Here is a 15,599-nt window from a genome sequence, read left to right on the forward strand (position 1 = left end):
AGCGACACGGACCGGATCGCGCGCGAGATGCTAGCCCTGGTAAAAGATCGTTCTGCGCGAAGCTGCCTCAGCCGCGCCTGGCGGCCTCGATCGCTGCAATGTCGATCTTCCTCATGGTCATCATCGCGTCAAAAGCACGCTTTGCCTCGCCACCGCCTGCCGAGAGCGCTTCGGAGAGGACCCTCGGCGTAATCTGCCAGGACACACCCCACTTGTCCTTGCACCAGCCGCACTCGCTTTCCTGGCCGCCATTGCCGACGATGGCGTTCCAATAGCGATCGGTTTCTTCCTGATCGTCGGTTGCGATCTGAAATGAGAAGGCTTCGTTGTGTTTGAACGCAGGACCGCCGTTCAAGCCGATGCAAGGAATACCCGCAACGGTGAATTCCACGACCAGTACGTCTCCTTGCTTACCGTCAGGATAATCTCCCGGTGCCCGAATGACGGCACCCACGGCGCTGTCGGGAAAAGTCGCGGCATAGAAGCGGGCAGCAGCCTCAGCGTCTTTGTCGTACCATACGCAGATCGTGTTCTTTGCCATTGCGTGATCCTTTCGCTCTTCGTTTCGCATTGCCCACTGAAATAAGAGGCAAATCGTCTTTCTCCAGCCCAGTCCGAGTGATTTCACGCGGACGACTGTACAGCGTTGCTAAATGGTCGAGGTCCCTGCGGTGTTGCCATCGTCCGGGTTCAATGACTTCGGGACAAGCGGGTATGAGGAGATTTGCGGAACCGTGCATATAGCATCGGCTGCATTCACTTTGCCGGAATGCAACCGACGCGACCCGGCTCTAAAACATATCCCGCCCGTCACTGCGCGGATCGCCGGCCACGCGGTGCGGCTCGTAGAGGCCGCCCAGCGCTTTGCGCCGCCACGGCCGGGCAATATCGCCGTGATTGTCGTCGATATCGGTGAGCGATATCGCGGCCGTTCCATCCGCAGGGCATTGCGCTGCCCACCGGCCACCGGGCGCGACGATCCCGGAAGACACGGGATCGGCTAAACCGGGATGTGCGAGTATGGAGAAACTCACCCAGTACCTGTTGCTCGCCGCATACCCCTGCACCTCGGCGGCGAAGGAGGTATCATTGGCCGACGTCCCCCCAGTGGACGAAAACAGCACGCAGTGGACATCGAGCCGCTCGTATTCAGTGAAAATTTGAGGAAAGTTGCACTCCATGCCGAGCGCACAGCCAAAACGGATGCCGTCGACCTCGAAGGTCACGGGGATCGAACCTGGCGTGTACATGAAGGAGATCTTGGTGTTCGACAGCAGCCGCTCATCGTAGCGCGTCACCAGTTCGCCGCGATCGGAGACGACATAAAGGCTGTTGTGCGGCCGGTGCGGCGGCGTCAGCGGATGCACCGAGCCGATGACCGTCCAGAGCCCGAGTTCGCGCGCCAGTCTGCGCGTTTTATCCAGCTCCTCACGCAACACGGCCCATTCGAACCGCCGCCAATCGGACGGCCCGATCTCTCCCGGCCCGATTTCCGACATGATCCGCTTGTTCGGCGATGATGTCGTTCCTTCGGGAAAGTGGATGAGCCGCGCCCCTGCCTCTCGCGCCTGCCGCATCAGCAGGCGTATCTCCTGTCCACTCTGGCGAAGCTTGTCGGCATCGCGGGGATCGTCTGCATGGGTGGTCTGGGCCACGGCGAGACGCAAACGTCTTGCCTCAGGCTGTGCATCGTTCGCCGACCTGGGAAGAACATGCATGCGGGCGGCGGTGTAGGATTCACCCGTCTTGGCGGCGCGTGCACGCACCCGTCGCTTGAAATTTCCATTCTCAGTCATATCAGGGCCTCTCACGTTCCGGACATCGTTCCCCAGCAACAGGCCCGAAACATCAGGACCAAGGATCACGACCCGAGACGAAAGTCCCTTTGCCTCCGGTTGAAGACCCTGCTGGGGAAGGTCCTGGGAGGTTCGGCGTTAGGCCACGCCGACACAAAGATGCCGAGGCGACCGCGATTCGTCAATTCGGGGAATGGCAGGAACCGGCAGGCGCCGAGACGCCCTGCTTCGGGCGTTCCGCCTTATCCACTCGCCACGGCGGATCGGTGCGGTTCGGTCCGGCGAAATAAAGGATGATGCGATTGCCGCCGGGGTCGAACAGCTCGGCCTCGCGCCAGAGCCAGTTCTTGTCCTCCGGTCCGGTGACGAAACGAACACCAGCCTCGCTGAGACTGCCGACCGTCTCGTCCAGCTTCTCGCACTCGAAATACACCGTGGTGCCGCCACCGCCGCCTTCGCCCTGATGCAGGGAGAAGGTGCTGTCCCCGTCCGGGCATACGAAGCGCGCATAGCGAGGACGGGCGTCGACGACCGGCGTGAGACCGAGAACGCAGTAGAAGTTCCAGCCCGCATCGAGGTCAGGCATCGTAACGGTTACTTGATTCAGGCGCATGACCTATCTCCTCGGCTGAGTTCGCCCAAAACGGTACGGCGGCTTGGCACCACTACATTCATAAAAACAAAGACCTGAAGCCATCAAATGAATCAAATTCTAAGCGAGCAGTTTTAGTGTCATCGACACAAAACTCGTGTCAGACTGCGCAAGCCACGCACACGCCGGCGCACCGATCGAGAGGGCCGAAGCCATGCACAAGTTCACCGTATCAATCACTCGGGAGATCGAGGCCGCCACCGCCGAGGAGGCCGCCTTGCTCCTGTATCAGGAACTATCAAGGGGACCGATCCCCGACCGCTACTCGGTCGTCGACGAGACGAAGGCTGGCACGGAGGTGAAGCTGGATCGGCAAAAGGCCGACGAATTCGCCAGCATCGACCACACCGCCGACCCCGGCAACTGGTAGGCACCAGACGACCAGAGGAGATCGCTGCTTTGCCCCGGGAGCGCAAGTGCGGTAGTGGCAGATCCCATTCGCCGGCGTAATGCCGATGCAAACAGCCGCCCGTTGGAAATATCGCGAGCCAAGGAAAGTCCGTGACCTCACCAATCAAAATAGCCGTCGCCGGCGCGAACGGCCGCATGGGTCGCGCCATCATGCCGCTGCTGGCGGCCGATCCGGCTTTTGCGTTCGTCGGCGGCATCGGCCGTGAAGGCTCCATGAGCGCCGGGCTGATCGACCGTTCGGCTGCGATCGGAGCGACCGACGTGATCCTGGATTTCACGACGGGACGTGCTGCCGCCGAACTTGCCGGTTTGTGCGCTTCGGCCGGCGGACCGGCCCTGGTGATCGGGGCGACAGGGTTCGAGCCGGATGAGCTCGAACGGATCGCGGAGGCCGCCCGCGCGATTCCGATCCTGCGCTCCGGCAATTTCTCCATCGGCGTCAACATGCTGGTTGGCCTAGTCGCCCAGGCCGCGCGCGCCCTTCCCGCGCATGGCTGGGATATCGAAATCCTCGAAGCCCATCACAACAGGAAGATCGACGCGCCGTCCGGTACGGCGCTGATGCTCGGCGAAGCGGCGGCCGAAGGCCGCGGCGTTTCCCTTTCATCTGTCGAGCGGCGCGGGCGTGACGGCATCACCGGAGAGCGCCCGCCCGGCGAAATCGGCTTTGCCGTCCTTCGGGCCGGCGGGCTCGTCGGAGAACACAGCGTCCTGTTTGCCGCCGCCGAGGAAGTCGTGACGCTCTCGCATTCGGCTCTCGATCGCGGCATGTTCGCCCGCGGCGCGCTTGCCGCCGCCCGCTGGATCGCAGGGCGCGCACCCGGCGAATACGCCATGGGGGATGTGCTGGGCCTGGCGTGAATAAGGAAAACGGGCTCACAGCATATCGAGGATTGCCGAGGCGACGACGACCTCGGTTCCAGCCAATCCGACGGAGCAAAACAGCGTCGTATCGCCAGGCGACCCTCGCCCGGCCGTTTTCCCGGCCATGATATCGGCAAGGTCGGCCATGCGGTGTTCATTGCCGGAGCCGGTCAGGAAAAAGGGCGAAGCATAGGCGCGCGTCTGTTCGGGTGAATCCGTCGCGATCACGGCGGCGACATCGGCAAGATCCAGGCCGAGTTCGTATCCCTCATGCGTTTTCGGGCCAACGGTGTTGACGTGCACGCCGGGCTTCAAATCCCGCGCATGAATGACGGGCGTTCGGCTCGTCGTCGCACAGATGACGATGTCGGCGTCATAGACGGCTTCAGAAGCGCTGCCGGCAGGCTCCACTTCAATACCCAAGGCGTGCTGCATCTCGGCTGCAAAGGCGGCGCGATTCTTCTCGTCGCGGCTATAGACGCGGGCGCGGTCCAGCTTTCGAACGGCGGCGGCCGCGGCAAGCTGGGTTCGCGCTTGCCCTCCGCTGCCGAGGATCCCGACGATGCTGGCGTCAGGCGCGCTGAGATGCCGGATGGCGAGCCCTCCGATCGCACCGGTTCTGAGATTGCCGAGACGATCTCCGAGAATAATGCCCTTGAGCTTCGCGTCGTCGGCCGACCACACCGCGACGATCTGCGAATGCTCCGCCCCGTCGAATGTTTCATAGACTCGGAAGCCCGCGAGCGGTTTCTCGCCGAGGATGCCGCCGACGGTGAAGACGAGATCGCCGCGATCGGGAAACGAGACATGGTGCCGGGGCGGAGAGATCAACCGATTGTCGGCTCTCGCGAGAAAAGCGGTCTCGAGAGCATCGATCGCGATCATCATCAGCGCGCTGCCGACCAGATCCTCGTCTTTCAGAATTTTCGTCACGGCCAAACCTCCAGCCCATGCCGGCATGCTGCAACCCCAACCCCACTTGAGGTCAATAGGTGAGGCAAGCCGACATGCGCTGAAACATCGGCGTGAGGCCTAACTGACCAGACGGCGAGCCATCATGACGTCGTCGATCTCCCTGCCCTCCTCCAGAACCCCGCCGGGAATCCTGCCGATCTCGGAGAAGCCTTCCCGCTGATAGAAGCGTATTGCCGCCGGGTTCTCCGCGCTGACGAAGAGTTCCAGCTGCAGGATGCCGATATCGCGCGCGTGATCGGCCACCGCGCTGAGCAGCTTGCCGGCAAGGCCCGTTCCGCGCAGGCTCCTTCTGACGTAAACCATGATGATCGTTGCGCGATGGGCCATCTTGCTCGACCGCTGCCGAAGCAGGCCGGTTATGCCGACGGGTTCGTCACCCTGAAAGGCGATGAAAACCGGCTCGTTCAGGCGATTGCGCCACTCCTCGAGAGAAAGAGCCTCCCAGTCCTCGTAGCGGCTTGCAAAGAGGGACGGTTCGGTGCGAAGCGCTTCCAGACGGATACGCCGGAAAGCCTCCACTTCGTCTGCCCTGACATGCCTGATCGTCGTGCCACTTTCATCCATCGGGATCTCCTGCGAGATGAGAGGTACTGTCAATACAGATGGCCTCAGCCGATGCAACCGGTGTCAGGACGCTTCGTAGTTCAGCATATGCTCGAAGTGACGAGATCGAACGGAAATCCGTCATCTCAGGCGCCGGTCACTGCGCCGGGCTCCCCAGCCGGCCCCCTTTCCGAACGACCGGTTCGCCGCTCGGACCGACCACCGATTGATCGGTCGGCCTCGCTGCCGGTTCGCCAGTTGGCCCGACCACCGGTTCACGGGCTGGCCCGTCGACCGGCTGGCCGGTGGATCGGACGACCAGGGGATCGGCTGGCTGGATGGCGGATTGATCGGTTGTTAGCCCCGGCACCGGCTTGCCGGTTGCCCCCGGCACCGGCTGGCCGGTTGCCGCGCTCAACGGCTCACCGGTTGGCCCGGCAACTGGCTCATCAGTTGAGCCTGCCACCGATTGATCGGTTGGCTTGTCGATCGCGAACGGTACAACTTCACGGATGATGAAGAGAAGAGCTATCCCGACCAACGTGCATGTCAGCGCGTAGAGAAGGAAATATTTCAGTGCATATCCCTCGCTGATTGGCAGCACCAACTTGACAATGGTGCAAATGATATTTCCGTATTATTGAACGATACTTGCAACGAAGGCAATCATTTTCAATAAGAGCCGCGAAGTTTCAAAAACGCACAGAACGGTATAAGGTAGTTATTGTAGATATTTAGGAAGCGCCTCCCCGATGCTCAATTTATCTTGAGGTCTCGGCAAGCCCAAGGAAGGCCCTGGAACCCGGATCCGAGATCTGCCAGGCGAAGACAGCCTCGGCGATATGGGCTAGTTTGGGTGTGCCGGCAGCCTGCTTTCGAGGGTGAGGCCCTCCAGGATCGGTGGCGGCAGGGGGACCCGCATGACGGCAATTGCATCTCTGTTTCAGGAAGCCGCCCGCCTTGCGGCCGCGTTCCGGCAGGCAGCGCCCGCCCGCCATATGCCCACCCACGACTACGCAGCCTCGCTTGCCTGTTTCGAAGAGCCGCTGCCGGCGGCAGGTTCCGATATGCTTGATGTCATCAGGCGTCTCTCGGACGGCGCTGAACCCGGGCTGCATGCAACCACTGGACCGCGCTTTTTCGGCTGGGTCATCGGCGGCTCCCATCCGGTCGGCGTCGCGGCCGATTTCCTCACCAGCGCCTGGGGCCAGAATGCCGGAAACCATGCCGCCGCCCCGGCCGCGGCAGCCGTCGAGACCGTCGCGGCGAGATGGCTTCTCGATCTCCTGAAGCTGCCGGCCGAAAGCTCGGTCGGCTTTGTCACCGGCGCGACGGTGGCGAACTTTACCTGCCTTGCCGCCGCCCGCGGCGAGGTGCTGCGACAGGTGGGCTGGGATGCCGACGCAAAGGGCCTGTTCGGAGCGCCTGAGATTGCCGTGCTGATCGGCGACGACGCCCACACCACCGTCTTCTCCGCGCTTCAGTTCCTCGGCCTCGGGCATGATCGCGTGCTGCGCCTGCCCACCGACGCGATGGGACGGATAGACCCAGCCGCGCTGGCGGGCACGCTCGATACTGTCTCTGGACCCGTCATCGCCGTTCTCCAGGCGGGGCAGATCAATACCGGCGCCTTCGACGATTTCGCCGCCATCATCCCGCTGTTGAAGGCGAAAGGCGCCTGGGTGCATATCGATGGCGCCTTTGGCCTCTGGGCGCAGGCGTCAGCGAAGACCAGCCACCTCAGCCGCGGCATCGAAGCGGCCGACAGCTGGGCGACCGACGGCCACAAGTGGCTGCAGACGCCCTATGATTGCGGCTATGCGATCGTCCGCGACGAGCTCGCCCATCGCCGCGCCATGACGATCGCCGCGAGCTACCTGCCGCTCGCCGGCGAAGGCGAACGCGATCCCTCCCATTACGTGCCCGAGCTTTCGAGAAGGGCGCGCGGCTTTGCCACCTGGGCGATGCTGAAACATCTCGGCCGCGACGGCATCACCGCCTTGATCGATCAGTGCTGCACCTCAGCGCGGCTGATCGCCGATCTTCTGTCGCGGCAACCGGGCATCGGCATACTGAACGACGTCGTGCTGAACCAGCTCGTCATTCGCTTCGGAACGGACCTGCCCTCCGAAGAAGGCGACGCGTTGACGCGAAAGACGATCGAAAAGATCCAGGCGGACGGCATGATCTTCGCCGGCGGCGCCAAATGGCGCGGCCGCGACGTCCTGCGCCTCTCTATCACCAATTGGCAGACGACGGCAGATGAGGCCCAACTCGCCGCACAAAGCATCATCGCCGCGTTCAAGAGTGTGAGCGGCGGCTGACGCAACGCGCGACAGCGAAGGCAATTCTTCCCCCGACCTCAACGGACGCAGGCCCGCCCGTATTCCGTCGATTGCCCCTTGGTTCGCTCGTGCGCGGAATTGTGCTATCGCGGGCCCCCGCTCACTCCAAGAGAGATCGAAACGTGAAAAACGTCCTGTTCGTCTGCAGTCAGAACAAACTTCGCAGCCCGACGGCCGAACAGGTCTTCGCAGGCTGGCCGGAGATCGAGGTCTCCTCGGCCGGCACCAACAACGATGCCGAAAACCCACTGTCGAACGAGCTGATCGAATGGGCCGATATCGTCTTCGTCATGGAGAAGGCTCACCGTGCGAAAATCCAGGGCAAATACCGGTCAGCTCTCAAAGGCAAGCGGCTGATATGCCGGGATATTCCTGACGATTACGATTTCATGGACCCTACGCTCGTGCAACTACTGAAGGTCAAGGTACCCCGGCATCTCTGAGCCCGGTCACGCGACCGCAAAACGACGCCCGCGCAAGGCGGGCAAATTCTTCCGTCCGTCCCGCTTGCGCCAGTGGTGGCACTTGCGGCCAAGCTGCGGGACCGGTCAAACTTGTTGAGAGACATATTCCGGAAACTCGGCCGCACCGCGACTTAGGGCTTTCACCATTAGCAGGCCGTCGTCGAAGTAGCCGTTTCTCGCGTAGAACTGGTGCGTACGCTCCCTTCCCAGAACCATGGCAATACGGACCACCGCGCATTCAATCCGCTCCGCCTCCGCCTCGATCCACGCCATCATCTTGCCGCCGATGCCCTGACTGCGCACGGCGTTGTCTACCACCACATTGTCCGCCTCGATATACTTTGCCGCACCACAACTGAGTGCCCGTCCAGAAACCCGACGCACCACCATCCGTTCGTCGATATATGCTGCTATGCAGCGGTAGTTGCTCTGTGCGACATGGCTGAGAGTCGTTGGAAAACCACGGCCTCGCTCAGGCGACTAACCTGGCTGTACAGCGGGAAAATTGTCATCGTCTGATCGAGACCGACCAGCTCGCGGATGATCACTTCGTCGGACACAGCAGCCCCCTATCCTCTCGATCGCATGATAGTGCACGCGAACTTGGTCATGATCCATGGGCGTCAACCACTTGCAGTAGACTGCCTGTCTTCCCATTGTAATCCGCTGCGCTTATAGCTCCCCGCCCGTTCCGATCGCACAAGGAGGAGAGCCATGAACGCCAATGATGTCGCCGCCCATTGGGAGAGCAATGCCGAGACCTGGACGATCTATAGCCGCGCGGGCTACGACAAATATCGCGACGCGCTGAACACACCGGCCTTTCTGAAGATGCTGCCGCCGGTGGCAGGCCTTGCCGGGCTCGATCTCGGCTGCGGCGAAGGTTCCAACACCCGCGCCGTCGCCCGCCTCGGCGCCCGCATGATCGGTCTCGACATCGCCCCGACCTTCATTCGTTATGCCCGCGAGACCGAGACGCAAGCGCCGCTCGGCATCGACTACGTCCTCGGCGACGGCCAGGGCATCGATTTCCCCGAAGCGAGCTTCGATTTCGTCACCGCCTTCATGTCGATGATGGACATGGCCGATCAGCGCCAGGTGCTGAAGGGCATCCACCGCGTCCTGAAGCCGGGCGGCTTCCTGCAGTTTTCGATCCTGCATCCCTGCTTCGTGCCGCCGACGCGCCGCAATATCCGCAATGAAGCCGGCGAACCCGTCGCCGTTGAGATCGCCGATTATTTCGACGAGAGCGACGGCCGGGTCGAGCGCTGGATTTTTTCCTCCATCCCAGAGGAAGAACGGGTGACGCTGACGCCGTTTGCCGTCCCGCGCTTTCACCGAACGCTGTCGACCTGGGTGTCGATGATCGTCGAAGCGGGGCTGACGATCGAAGCTTTCGGCGAGCCCATGGCGTCAATCGAGGTGGCGCTTGCCGAGCCAATAGTCGCCGATACCCGCATCGCGCCGATCTTCCTCCACATCAGGGCGCGCAAGGCGTAAGGCCTGTTTTCCCGCCGCCTGCCGAGGTTTGGAAGGTGGGTGAGTTCTCACCCCAACATCATCGTCGCACGGCGACCACCGAACTGGCGCGATAGCGCGACAGCTGGACCCGGTTGGATTGGTTGCCGCCGAACAGGTAGACGTACTGCCGGCGCTGATCGATGTGATCGAACAGGCTCACATGAAAGCGCCGGCCGGTGCGGATCACCACGACATCCCCTCGCCTGGCGGAGCGGACACCGACCGGCTTGCCGAACTTCCTCCAGGACGCCGCCATGTTGGGGTTGGGCGGCGGTTGCCGCGAAGACCGTTTGGCGACAAAGGCAAGGAACGCCCCGCACCACGACACCCTGCGCGGATTGATGCTCAGGAAGGAGATGGAGCGTTCGTGCATGCTCTTGTACTTGGACGCCGTGCGGAGCATGTCCGCCTCACAGGGCACGGCAAGCGCCGTAAGGACGATGACGAGAATAACCTTCATAGTTACCCACCACTGTTTGTATAATGTTGAAATTCCGAAATGTGGCGAAGAATAAAACAGGCGCGGCAACGTAGATGCGAATTATGGCGTGATTTAGAAACAACTAATACTGGCATTTTAGCGGCGGAAATTTGTCCGAAGCGAGGCGCAGAACGACGCCGGCGAGCCTTCATTTGCGGCCGGACACGGCCATCACAAACCCCGTAAAACATATGTTTTGCTAGGCCGAAAGGCTGGAGTTTCGCCATCCCAACCAGGTCCACTCAGACGAGATGGACTGTGGCCGCAATGCTTGAGCAGCAAAACCATTCGCCAAGAGTTGACGACAGTATGCGGAATTAGCTCCTCACCTATACGAGCTATATTTCCGATGGCCGCTCATAATACTTCGGCGCCATGGGAAATACATTGCGCCCGCCCGATTCACCAGCGAAAGCCGGAGGTTGCCCCTCCGGTTGAGGACGTGAACGAGCTTACGACAAAGGTGGCCGGCGTGCGTGTCAACCGTGTGGTTGCGCCGGTTCGGGTTGGCCTGTGACCGGGGCAGGATCAGCGGCAAGTGCCCTGGTGACCAGCAGCGCTGCGGCGAGAACAGGGACGACCGCCCAGTACGAAAAGCGGATACCGAAGTGTTCGGCAACGAAACCGAGCAGTGGCGGCCCGGCGAAAAACACAAGGAACGTCGTCTGCCCGAGCGCTGCAACGTTGACGGGTGCGGGTCGATCCGTGCGTCGGGCCGCAGCCGAGATGGCAAGCGGATAGACTGAAGAGCAGCCGATACCTGTCAGGCCAAAGCCTGCGAGCGCGATAGCAGGGTGTGTCGCCGTCGCAACCATGACGAGACCGATGGTCGCGATCCCGAGGAGGGTTATTACGACCGGGCGTGGATTGAAGCGGTCAATGACAGGGTCCATACCGAGCCGCCCGATGGCGATGAACAGGGAGAAAATGGTCACGCCGAGCCCGCCGATGAAGGGTTCGACCGCGAATACGTCACGCATATAGATCGCCGACCAATCGACGCTCGCGCCTTCGGCGAGAAGTGGAGCTGCGCCTATCAGGCAAAGGGGCAGCAGCCCGATTGTCGGAAAAGCAATCGGCGGACTATCTCCCGGGTGCGCGTCCTGCCGCTGGGGCGCGTTCTCGATCCCGGAGAAAACGATCGACCCTCCAATCAGGACGATGACGAGGATGATCAAGCTATGCAGTTCGATGGAGACGGCAGCCTGCCGCATGCCGGCGGCAACAAGGGCGGTGATGCAGAAGCCCACGCTCCACATGCCGTGAGCCCGGCTCATGATGCGGTACCCAAGCAGCGCCTCACGGCGATCGGTTTCGATATTGGCGTTGATCTCGAACGCGCCGGTGAATATGCCGGCAATGAAGAATAATGGCACCGCCAGGAGAGCTGAAGGCATCCAGGGGATCAGCGCGAAAAACAGCGCCGCACCGAAGACGGTGACGAAAGCCGTGGTGCGCGCACCGAGCCTCTCGATCAACCTTACCGAGAACGTCAACCCGCACAGAACCCCGGAGGACATGACGGCAAGCAAAAGGCCCAGCTCTCCCTCGGTCAGGCTGAACTTGACCTGAAGGTCGGGCAGCCGCGACACAAACGCGCCTAAGGAAAGGGCCACGGCAAACTGAATGAAGAAAATCCGGTGGTGTGGCTTCATCTCGGGGACACTGCTCCGATGGCGCGGGGTATCCGGCGGCATAACCGGACATTCCGACGAAATGGCGACTGGCTTGAGAAGCCCGCAATCTCAGGATTATCGATCACTGCTGCTGACATCCCCTGTCAGCATGATGCAGCCGCCGCTGATTTCACAGGTCAATGCCGAGCAGCCGCTCCAATTGAAGGCCGCAAACACGTCGGACCGAAGGGCCACCTTGTCGACAACACCCGCAGGGAGCGCGACAAGGTGGTTCGAGTTTGCCCGCTCCCCGAATTGAACAGACCACGCTAAACCGGCTCAAGGAGGACCTGTCGCTTCTTGCCGACCGAGAGCCGGATCACCCCGTCCTGGACGTCGGAGTCGCCAAGCCGCATTGTCTCGTCTTTTACGCTGCCACCGTTCACTCGCACACCGCCGCCGACGATCAATCGACGCGCTTCGCTTTTCGACTTGGCGAGCCCGGCAACGACCATGGCGTCGACCAACGGAAAATCACCGCGAAGGCTATCCGGGAGAATGACCGTCGGGAGACCCGCCGGCACTTCGCCTGCTTCGAAGGCGCGTCGGGAGGTTTCGGAAGCTTGCGCCGCGGCATCTGCCCCGTGGCACAGGCTGGTGACCTGGTCGGCAAGAATCTTTTTTGCTTCGTTGATCTCCGAATCCCGAAGCACGTCAAGGCGTGCGATTTCACTTAAGGGCAACTCGGTGAACAGCCTGAGAAAACGACCCACATCGGCATCCCCGGCGTTTCTCCAGAATTGCCAGAATTCATAGGGTGACAACCGGTCGGCGTTCAGCCAAACCGCCCCCGAAACGCTCTTGCCCATCTTCGCGCCCGAAGACGTCGTCAGCAGCGGGGCAGTCAATCCAAAGAGGCCGCGTCCACCGATCCGCCGTCCAAATTCAACGCCGCTGACGATATTGCCCCACTGGTCCGAGCCACCCAGTTGAAGCAGGCAGCCGCGGCTTTCTGCGAGGACATGGAAGTCGTAGGCTTGCATGACCATGTAGTTGAATTCCAGCAATGACAGCGATTGCTCTCGTTCCAACCGTTGGCGCACGCTCTCCGATGTGAGCATCCGGTTGACTGAAAAATGCAGCCCAATATCGCGCAGGAAATCGAGATAGTTGAGCCCGTCCAACCAGTCGGCGTTATTGACCATGACGGCATCGGTCGGGCCGTCTCCAAAAGCGAGGAAGCGCTCGAAGACCCGTCGGATGCCGATCAGGTTTTTCATGATCTGCTCTTGGCTGAGAAAGGGACGCGACGTGTCGCGGAAGCTCGGATCGCCCAGGCGGCTTGTCGCGCCGCCGAGCAACGCAATGGGTTTGTTACCCGTCTTCTGGAACCACCGCAGCATCATGATCGGAATGAGATGCCCGACATGCAGGCTGTCGGCGGTGAGATCAAATCCGTTATAGGCGGTGCCCGCTCCTGAACAAAGCCAGCTGTCGAGTGCTCCTAAGTCGGTGCATTGATGCAGGAAGCCGCGCTCGCTCAAAGTGCGAAGAAAGTCCGATCTAGGTCCGGTAGGCTGAGAGGATAGTTTCACGAGGGTCTCCATTTGGGCCGATGAGGCCGGAGACCTTCTGTTGACACACGTGCCGCCGACCATGCGGCGTCTCGAGTGTCAGGAATATGACCTTGCGCCGCTCTCTATGGGAGCAGCGTGTAATAAAAGCTCGAAAAGGTCCGGGCGCGGGTCATGCATGCTTATTACCATGCGACAGCGCAATCGCAAGGGGATACGAACCGACGACGTTTGAACTGATCGCAACGCCACCCTCGCCACGCCCGCATCGCCTTCGCCCCCACAAAAAATTCACAGCCGCATCAATTTACTTGCCGTTCTGCAATGCGGCATATGTTTGTGTCCATGGCCAAGTGGCATGAGCGGGGAACCATGACGTCAACACATGCAGACAATACGGGTGAAGGTGCTGGCCGAAAGGGCTTCGTCGGACTGGTCATCGGCGCGGTCGGCGTCGTCTATGGCGATATCGGCACCAGCCCGCTCTATGCCCTTCGCGAGGCGCTGAGGCCCTTTGCCGCCGATGGCGTACACGAAGCCGAGGTCATCGGTCTCATTTCGCTGATGGTCTGGACGCTGACGATCATCGTGACTTTCAAATATGTGCTCTTCCTTCTCAGGGCGGACAATGACGGCGAAGGCGGCACGCTTTCGCTTCTCGCCCTCCTGATGAAGAAGATGGGACGAAACGTACCGGTGCTCTTCTTCGCCGGCCTGATCGGAGCGGCTCTCTTCATCGGCGATGCGATGATCACGCCTGCCTTGTCGGTCATGTCGGCGCTGGAAGGCCTAAAACTGGTCACGCCGGCCTTTGCCGAATACGTTCCGCTGGCATCAGCTGCGATCATGATCGTTCTCTTTGCTGTCCAGTCGAAGGGAACCGCCGCCGTCTCCATCTTTTTCGGGCCAATAACGGTGTTGTGGTTTCTGGCTATGGCGGCAGGCGGCCTGATCCATATCGGCGACGATTGGAGGATTCTGGAGGCGCTCAATCCAATCAATGCGTTCCTGTTCCTCACCCATGCCGGCAGCGTCGGCCTCATTGTGCTCGGCGCCGTTTTTCTGACCGTGACGGGCGCCGAAGCGCTCTATGCCGATCTCGGGCATTTCGGGCGCCGCCCGATCCAGATGGCATGGTTCGTGCTCGTTTTTCCTGCCCTACTTCTGAACTATCTCGGCCAAGGCGCGCTCGTTCTCGCCCATCCGGAAGCCGCCACCAATCCGTTCTTTCTGATGTATCCCGACTGGGCCTTGCTGCCGGTGGTTATTCTGGCGACGATGGCAACGATCATCGCCAGCCAGGCGGTGATCACAGGCGCATTTTCGCTGGCCCGCTCGGCGGTTCACCTCGGCTTCCTGCCGAGGCTCAGGATCAAGTTCACGTCGGAGACCAACACCGGCCAGATCTACGTGCCGGCCGTCAATCTTCTCCTGCTGGTCGGCGTCTTGATGCTGATCTTTTCCTTCGGCGACTCCGAGTCGCTGGCGACGGCCTACGGCATCTCGGTGACCGGAACCATGGTCATCTCGACCATGCTGGTCTTCCAGTTTCTCCGAGCCGTCTGGGGCTACTCCCTCGTGCTCGCCGCCGTCTTGCTGCTACCGCTCTTCATCATCGAAGTTCTGTTCCTGGCGGCCAACCTCTTGAAGATCCACGATGGCGGCTGGGTTCCGGTCGCCCTTGCCCTGGCGATCATGGTCATGATGTGGACATGGACCCGAGGCCAAGCCTATCTGAAGAGATTGCGGGCCAACAACGAGATCCCGCTCGATTCCTTCATCAGGTCGATCGAGCGAAAGTCGGAGCATTCCCCGGTCACCGTTCCGGGAACGGCCGTCTTCCTGACCAGTGTCCCGGATCGTACGCCGAACGTCCTGCTCCACAATCTCAAGCATAACCACGTGCTCCACGAACAGAACGTCGTCCTGACCGTCTGGACCGAGGACGAACCTTATGTGCCCGACAGCCGCCGCATCAAGATAAGCCAGCTCTCGCCGCGTTTCGTGCGCCTCGACATCACCTTCGGCTTCATGGACGACCCCGACGTCACCAGGGCTCTGGCTCTCTGCCGGGAAAGCGGCTTCAAGTTCGAGATCATGAGGACCTCCTTCTATCTCGGCCGCCGGAACCTCGTCAGGACGCCGAACACCGGCTTGCCCGCCTGGCAGGAGCGTATATTCATGGGGCTGGAGGGCTTGGCGATCGATCCCTCCGATTACTTCAACCTGCCGTCCAACCGCGTCGTCGAGCTCGGCGAACAGATCGCCATTTAAGAGCACGCTTCCAAGCCGCTCGCTGCTTGCATCAGCCTCGATATCGCAATGCGTTGACGATGATGTCGAAGGGAGTAAGGCGC

At 61.3% G+C, this 15,599-nt stretch carries 16 protein-coding genes; 6 read left to right on the plus strand and 10 right to left on the minus strand.

Going from position 1 to position 15,599, the window contains the following annotated elements; all coding sequences use genetic code 11:
- Window positions 1–67: 67 nt before the first annotated feature.
- The 3 genes from BS630_RS18575 to BS630_RS18585 form a co-directional block, all read right to left on the minus strand.
- Window positions 68–541 (minus strand): VOC family protein, encoded by a 474-nt coding sequence (locus BS630_RS18575; protein ID WP_025395052.1) that lies wholly within the window; start codon window positions 539–541, stop codon window positions 68–70.
- A 250-nt stretch (window positions 542–791) separates the two neighbouring features.
- On the minus strand, window positions 792–1,796 hold the full coding sequence (locus tag BS630_RS18580) for a carbon-nitrogen hydrolase family protein (protein ID WP_077978557.1): 1,005 nt from the start codon (window positions 1,794–1,796) through the stop codon (window positions 792–794).
- Between the two features lie 181 nt (window positions 1,797–1,977).
- Window positions 1,978–2,409 (minus strand): VOC family protein, encoded by a 432-nt coding sequence (locus BS630_RS18585; RefSeq protein WP_077978558.1) that lies wholly within the window; start codon window positions 2,407–2,409, stop codon window positions 1,978–1,980.
- Between the two features lie 193 nt (window positions 2,410–2,602).
- Here BS630_RS18585 and BS630_RS18590 point away from each other — a divergent pair, with 193 nt between their 5' ends.
- Window positions 2,603–2,818, plus strand: coding sequence for a hypothetical protein (locus BS630_RS18590; RefSeq protein WP_077978559.1), 216 nt, complete (start codon window positions 2,603–2,605; stop codon window positions 2,816–2,818).
- Between the two features lie 131 nt (window positions 2,819–2,949).
- Complete coding sequence (dapB, locus tag BS630_RS18595; RefSeq protein ID WP_077978560.1) at window positions 2,950–3,720, plus strand: 4-hydroxy-tetrahydrodipicolinate reductase; 771 nt, start codon at window positions 2,950–2,952, stop codon at window positions 3,718–3,720.
- Between the two features lie 15 nt (window positions 3,721–3,735).
- Here the strand turns inward: dapB and BS630_RS18600 are convergent, their stop codons facing one another.
- The 3 genes from BS630_RS18600 to BS630_RS18610 all read right to left on the minus strand — a co-directional run bounded on the left by BS630_RS18600 (window position 3,736) and on the right by BS630_RS18610 (window position 5,848).
- A complete protein-coding gene (locus BS630_RS18600) occupies window positions 3,736–4,656 on the minus strand; it encodes an ornithine cyclodeaminase family protein (RefSeq protein ID WP_077979231.1) in 921 nt (306 codons plus the stop codon).
- Window positions 4,657–4,755: 99 nt separating this feature from the next.
- The gene (locus BS630_RS18605) at window positions 4,756–5,262 is read right to left on the minus strand and encodes a GNAT family N-acetyltransferase (RefSeq protein ID WP_077978561.1); all 507 of its coding nucleotides are present in this window, start codon (window positions 5,260–5,262) and stop codon (window positions 4,756–4,758) included.
- A gap of 136 nt (window positions 5,263–5,398) precedes the next feature.
- Window positions 5,399–5,848: a hypothetical protein gene (locus BS630_RS18610; RefSeq protein WP_077978562.1), complete on the minus strand. Its 450-nt coding sequence runs from the start codon at window positions 5,846–5,848 to the stop codon at window positions 5,399–5,401.
- Window positions 5,849–6,161: 313 nt separating this feature from the next.
- On the opposite strand from BS630_RS18610, the gene BS630_RS18615 reads away from it, so the two are divergent.
- Both BS630_RS18615 and BS630_RS18620 read left to right on the plus strand, forming a co-directional pair.
- Window positions 6,162–7,565, plus strand: a complete 1,404-nt coding sequence (locus tag BS630_RS18615; protein ID WP_077978563.1) for a pyridoxal phosphate-dependent decarboxylase family protein — start codon at window positions 6,162–6,164, stop codon at window positions 7,563–7,565.
- A 143-nt stretch (window positions 7,566–7,708) separates the two neighbouring features.
- A complete protein-coding gene (locus BS630_RS18620; protein ID WP_077978564.1) occupies window positions 7,709–8,029 on the plus strand; it encodes a low molecular weight protein tyrosine phosphatase family protein in 321 nt (106 codons plus the stop codon).
- Between the two features lie 105 nt (window positions 8,030–8,134).
- Here the strand turns inward: BS630_RS18620 and BS630_RS38025 are convergent, their stop codons facing one another.
- Window positions 8,135–8,440 carry a GNAT family N-acetyltransferase gene (locus tag BS630_RS38025; protein WP_077978565.1) on the minus strand — a complete coding sequence of 102 codons (306 nt, stop codon included), beginning with the start codon at window positions 8,438–8,440 and terminating at the stop codon, window positions 8,135–8,137.
- A gap of 324 nt (window positions 8,441–8,764) precedes the next feature.
- Between BS630_RS38025 and BS630_RS18630 the strand changes: the two genes are divergently transcribed.
- Window positions 8,765–9,550 (plus strand): class I SAM-dependent methyltransferase, encoded by a 786-nt coding sequence (locus tag BS630_RS18630; RefSeq protein ID WP_077978566.1) that lies wholly within the window; start codon window positions 8,765–8,767, stop codon window positions 9,548–9,550.
- 58 nt (window positions 9,551–9,608) lie between these two features.
- On the opposite strand, the gene BS630_RS18635 is transcribed toward BS630_RS18630, so the two are convergent.
- The 3 genes from BS630_RS18635 to tyrS form a co-directional block, all read right to left on the minus strand.
- A complete protein-coding gene (locus tag BS630_RS18635) occupies window positions 9,609–10,031 on the minus strand; it encodes a TIGR02594 family protein (RefSeq protein WP_065280463.1) in 423 nt (140 codons plus the stop codon).
- Between the two features lie 500 nt (window positions 10,032–10,531).
- Window positions 10,532–11,707, minus strand: a complete 1,176-nt coding sequence (locus BS630_RS18640; protein WP_077978567.1) for an MFS transporter — start codon at window positions 11,705–11,707, stop codon at window positions 10,532–10,534.
- Window positions 11,708–11,997: 290 nt separating this feature from the next.
- A complete protein-coding gene (tyrS, locus tag BS630_RS18645) occupies window positions 11,998–13,263 on the minus strand; it encodes a tyrosine--tRNA ligase (protein ID WP_183594409.1) in 1,266 nt (421 codons plus the stop codon).
- A 351-nt stretch (window positions 13,264–13,614) separates the two neighbouring features.
- Here tyrS and BS630_RS18650 point away from each other — a divergent pair, with 351 nt between their 5' ends.
- A complete protein-coding gene (locus BS630_RS18650) occupies window positions 13,615–15,516 on the plus strand; it encodes a potassium transporter Kup (protein ID WP_077978569.1) in 1,902 nt (633 codons plus the stop codon).
- Window positions 15,517–15,599 lie beyond the last annotated feature (83 nt).

The sequence above is a fragment of the Rhizobium laguerreae genome (assembly GCF_002008165.1).
GTDB classification, from domain to species: Bacteria; Pseudomonadota; Alphaproteobacteria; order Rhizobiales; family Rhizobiaceae; genus Rhizobium; species Rhizobium laguerreae.